Source organism: Nonomuraea rhizosphaerae (assembly GCF_019396405.1).
Taxonomy (GTDB): domain Bacteria; phylum Actinomycetota; class Actinomycetes; order Streptosporangiales; family Streptosporangiaceae; genus Nonomuraea; species Nonomuraea rhizosphaerae.
Genome location: NZ_JAHKRL010000307.1, coordinates 1 through 4,322 on the forward strand (window position 1 = coordinate 1; position 4,322 = coordinate 4,322).

General features: G+C 72.9%; 6 protein-coding genes. 3 read left to right on the plus strand and 3 right to left on the minus strand.

The features are described from left to right. A partial coding sequence (locus KME77_RS15505; protein ID WP_219467509.1) for an MFS transporter occupies nucleotides 1-620 on the plus strand: 620 nt, incomplete at its 5' end. A 24-nt stretch (nucleotides 621-644) separates the two neighbouring features. Here KME77_RS15505 and KME77_RS15510 read toward each other — a convergent pair. From KME77_RS15510 to KME77_RS15520, 3 genes are all read right to left on the minus strand, one after another. Further along, nucleotides 645-1,316 (minus strand): response regulator, encoded by a 672-nt coding sequence (locus tag KME77_RS15510; protein WP_246609808.1) that lies wholly within the window; start codon nucleotides 1,314-1,316, stop codon nucleotides 645-647. A gap of 215 nt (nucleotides 1,317-1,531) precedes the next feature. After that, on the minus strand, nucleotides 1,532-2,092 hold the full coding sequence (locus tag KME77_RS15515; protein ID WP_308250713.1) for an NUDIX domain-containing protein: 561 nt from the start codon (nucleotides 2,090-2,092) through the stop codon (nucleotides 1,532-1,534). A 5-nt stretch (nucleotides 2,093-2,097) separates the two neighbouring features. Then, on the minus strand, nucleotides 2,098-2,670 hold the full coding sequence (locus KME77_RS15520; protein ID WP_308250714.1) for a cupin domain-containing protein: 573 nt from the start codon (nucleotides 2,668-2,670) through the stop codon (nucleotides 2,098-2,100). 325 nt (nucleotides 2,671-2,995) lie between these two features. On the opposite strand from KME77_RS15520, the gene KME77_RS15525 reads away from it, so the two are divergent. Beyond that, on the plus strand, nucleotides 2,996-3,766 hold the full coding sequence (locus tag KME77_RS15525; RefSeq protein ID WP_219467515.1) for a DUF427 domain-containing protein: 771 nt from the start codon (nucleotides 2,996-2,998) through the stop codon (nucleotides 3,764-3,766). A gap of 101 nt (nucleotides 3,767-3,867) precedes the next feature. Further along, nucleotides 3,868-4,322: SWIM zinc finger family protein (locus KME77_RS15530; RefSeq protein ID WP_308250715.1), on the plus strand; the 455-nt coding region annotated here is incomplete at its 3' end.

A 4,322-nucleotide genomic window follows, 5' to 3' on the forward strand; every position in this document is an offset into this window, starting at 1 on the left:
TGCCGCTCGCCGCCGCCGGCGTGCTGGCGCTGCTGCCGCCGGCCGCGCCGCTGCCCGTCGTGTCGCGCCGGCTCATCCCCGGCGCGGCGCTGCTGCCCGGCCTGGCGCTCGGCGCCGGGGCGTTCGGGTACGGCGTGCTGGTCGGCTTCGGCGCGCTGGCGCTGACGGCGCGGGGGATCGCCCAGGGGCCGCTGCTGCTCAGCGTGTTCAGCGCCGCCTACATCACGACGCGGCTGGTGGCCGGGCGGCTGCCGGACCGGCTCGGGCCGCTGCCGGTGATCGTCGTGTCGAGCGTCCTGGAGGCGGCCGGGCTCGTCATGATCGGCTTCGCGCCGTCGTGGTGGGTGGCCGCCGCCGGCGCGGTCGTGTCCGGCGCCGGCTTCACGCTGCTGTACCCCGCGCTCGCGATGATCACCATCAGCCGGGCCGCCGAGGCCGAGCGCGGGGCGGCGCTGGGGGCGCTCAGCTCGCTGTACGACATCTTCTTCGGCCTGGCCGGGCTGGTGGGCGGGGTGGTGGCGGGCGCCGGTTACCCGGGGACGTTCGCGGTGGGCGCCGCGGTGGTGCTCGCCGCCCTCGCCCTGGGGCCGCTGGCCACGCGCCGGGCGGTCGCGAGGTGAACCGCGGCCCCGCCTTCCTCGGCCTCACGTCGACATGAGGCCGGCGCGGTAGGCGAGGGACACCAGCTGGGCCCGGTCCTTGGCCTTCAGCTTCGCCCGCAACCGGTGCAGATGCGTGCGTACCGTGCTCACCCCGATGTACAGCTCCCCGGCCACCTCCTCGGTGGACCTTCCCTGGGCGACCAGGAGCAGCACCTGCTGCTCACGCGGCGTCAGCCCGGCCAGCGTGAGCCGGGGCTCGGCGGCGGCGGGCGGCTCACGCTGCCGGAACCACTCCACCAGCCGCTGCGTCACCAGCGGGGACAGCAACGTCTGCCCCCTGCCCGCCGCCCTGATGATCGCGACCACCTCGTCCTGGGTCGAGTCCTGCGTCAGCAGCCCGTTCGCCCCCGCGCGCAGCACCTCGGTGAACGTCTGGTCGGTGTGGTCCACGGTGAACACGACGACCCGCGGCTGCGGATCCAGCTTCTCGGCCCGTAATCGCTGGATCAGCTCCAGCCCCGACAGCCCGCCCAGCGTCAGACCCGTGACCACGACCTCCGGATGGTGCTGGCGGGCGAGCATGATCGCATGGACGCCACTGTCCGTGGCCTCGATCACTTCGACACCGGGTCTGGACGCCAAGATCGTCAGCAGTCCGAACCTCGGAATCGCATACTTATCGCAGATAATCACTCTTAGTGACGCACCCGACATGCGAACTCTTTCCCCTGTGTGGTCGCAGCATGTCACACATCTGTTCGGTTCCGCGGTCCGCGCTCTGCCGTATCCACCCTTCCACCACGTCACTCCCGGCGGTACGCGTAGGACCCCCTGACACGCCCTCGCAAAACCGGCCCACGCTGCCGCGCCGGCCGCGTTCCCCCTGCTCGCGGCCGGGTCGCGGCATGTCCTCAGCCGCGCACGTGTCCTCAGTCGTGCGTCGTGCCCGACAGGAGCAGCAGCGCGTACGCCGCCAGCGTGGCGGCGTCGGTGATCCCGCCGTCGCGCATCATCCGCTCGGCCTCGGCCCGCGGGAACCACCGGTGGACGAGATCCTGCTCCTCGACCTCCAGCTCGTTCGGGCCGGGCACCAGCCCCGTCGCCACGAACACGTCGAACCCCTGCGACGACATCCCCTTGGCGCAGTCCAGCCGCCCGAGGTGGGTCATCCGCTCCGCGGTGAGCCCGGTCTCCTGCCGCAGCTCCTCGCGGGCCAGGTGCTCGGGGTCGCCGGTGGCCATGTTCGGGAACGTCCCCTGCGGGAACTCCCACGACCGCGCCCGGATCGTGTACCGGTACTGGCACACCAGGTGCAGCCCGCCGTTCTCGATCGGGATGACCAGCGCGTAGTCCGGCTTCTCGACGTAGGAGTAGATCCCCTCCGACCCGTCGAGGCGCCGGATGCGATCCTCGCGCATGCGCAGGTACGGGCTCTCGTAGACGACCTCGGTGGAGAGGCGGCGGATGGGCGGCTCCTCGCTGCTGTCCACGGCGGCTACTCCACCTCCCGCCCCGCAGGATCGTTCGCCGTGAAGTCGGCGAAGTCGAACCCGGGAGAGACCACGCAGCTCACGAGCACCTCCTGGCCGCCGGCGGGCCTGGCCGACTGCCACACCCCGCCCGGCACGACGGCCTGCGGCACCTGCCCCTCCTCGACCAGCGGCCCCAGGGTGACGTCCTGGTCGCCGATGGTCAGCGTCAGCGGCCCGCCCCGATGCCACAGCCACACCTCGTCGGAGCGCACCACGTGCGGCACCGACTCCTCGCCCGGCGACAGTAGGAAGTAGATGCCGGTGGCGCTGGCCCGGGCGCCGGGGTAGCCGGCCGGCAGGAACGTCACGGGCGCCCGCCACGTCTCACGGAACCAGCCGCCCTCGGGATGCGGCAGCAGGTCAAGGGCCCGCGCGACGGCCGGCCGCTCCACGAACCCCACGGCCGCGCCGGTGACGTCGCGCCGCAGGAACCTCGTGCCGTCGAGCACGAGCTGCCCTTCCAGGCCACTGGCCAGGGCCGCCTTCTCGTCGGCGACCTCGACGGACGGGCCGCCGGGATAGATCGTCAGCTCCACGCGATGATCCTATGCGCTCGCCCGCCGGAGCCCCCGCGCGCCTGGACCGAAGCTGCGCATTGCCCAATTCACTATAAATTGGTAGGAAATACATATGTTCGTGTCCGTGCGACCGGCCCGCCGGCAAGGGGCGCCGCCCACCCTGTACCGGCCTGACTTTGTAAAGGGGAATGCGTGTCCGCACCGACCGTCACCCAGCTCGACCTGGCCACCGCCCACCGCGTCATGCACCGCATCACCCTGCGCGGCGACCGGCCCTTCGGCCCCGGGCGGTGAGCGCCCCCGGAGGCAGCCGCACGGGCCCGCCCGCCGGGACGTGATCGCCGTGCCCGCCGCACGAGCCTTCAACTGGGAGCCGAGCGAGCGCTGGGTGCGAGGCAGCCGCGACGGCGTCACCGTCGTCGACACCCGCGGCCCCCTCCTCGTCTGGGAGCCGGAGCATCCGGTGCCCCGCTACGCCTTCCCCGCCGCCGACGTGCGCACCGACCTGCTCCGCAAGGTCAAACGGCCGCCGCCCGGCCGGCACGAGGGCGCGACCACCTATTACGACCTGGTCATAGGCGGCCTCACCGTGCCGAACGCCGCCTGGCGCTACCCGCGCCTGCCCGACCACATCGCCTTCGCGTGGTTCCGGCATCCGGAGGTGGTGCTCGACCACTGGTACGAGGAGGACGAGGAGATCTTCGTGCACCCGCGCGACCCGTACCGGCGGGTGGACGCCCTGCCCAGCTCGCGGCACGTCGTGGTCGAGATCGGCGGGCGGACGGTCGCCGAGACGCGGAGCCCGGTGCTGCTGTTCGAGACCGGGCTGCCGACCCGCTACTACATCCCGCCAGCCGACGTCCGGGCCGATCTGCTGGAGGCCACCGCGACCCGGACGCGCTGCCCGTACAAGGGCGTCGCGTCCTACTGGTCGCTGCGGGACGGCGACGCCGACGTGCCCGCCGACGTCGCCTGGGCCTACCCCGAGCCGATCCCCGCCGCCGCCGCGATCAAGGACCACGTCGCCTTCTGCAACGAGGCCGTGGGCCTCGTCGTGGACGGCGTCAAACAGTACCGCCCGATCACTCTTTTCCGCCCTGATCTGGCCGGCTGACCTGCGAGAACACCTGCCGGCCCGGTGCCCGGCCGGGAGGTGTCCCGGCGGATACTCCGGAGCGGCGGTAAATGTCGGTCGGGCTGGCTAGTCTGCGGCAAGTGATCGAACGGTGGAGCCGTGATCAGGTGCTCGCCCTCGCCCCCGACGCCTCGTCCCAGAAGGCGGCCCAGGGCGTGGCGGCACCCGGCAAATGGATGACGAGCGGCGCGACGGACGACGACGTGCTGTTCGGCGAGTGCAAGGGCAGTGGCGCCAAGCCCTACCAGGCCTGCGTCGACCTGTCCGAGCCCGCCTACCGGTGCAACTGCCCGAGCCGGAAGTTCCCCTGCAAGCACGCGCTCGGGCTGCTGCTGCTGTGGGCGGCCGACGGGGTGGCGGCCACCGACACGCTGCCGCCGTGGGCGGCCGAGTGGGTCGAGCAGCGCGCCGAGCGGGCCGCCAAGGCGGCGGCCAGGACCGAGGCCGCCCGCGCCGCGCCCGGTGCTGTCCCCGGTGCTGTCCCCGGTGCCGTTTCCGGTGTCGTTCCCGGCGCGGAGGCGGGGCGGGCCGGCGG

Excerpts from the sequence above, each read along its gene's own strand:
- KME77_RS15510 (WP_246609808.1), bottom strand. The coding sequence starts at position 1,316 with ATGTCGGGTGCGTCACTAAGAGTGATTATCTGCGATAAGTATGCGATT.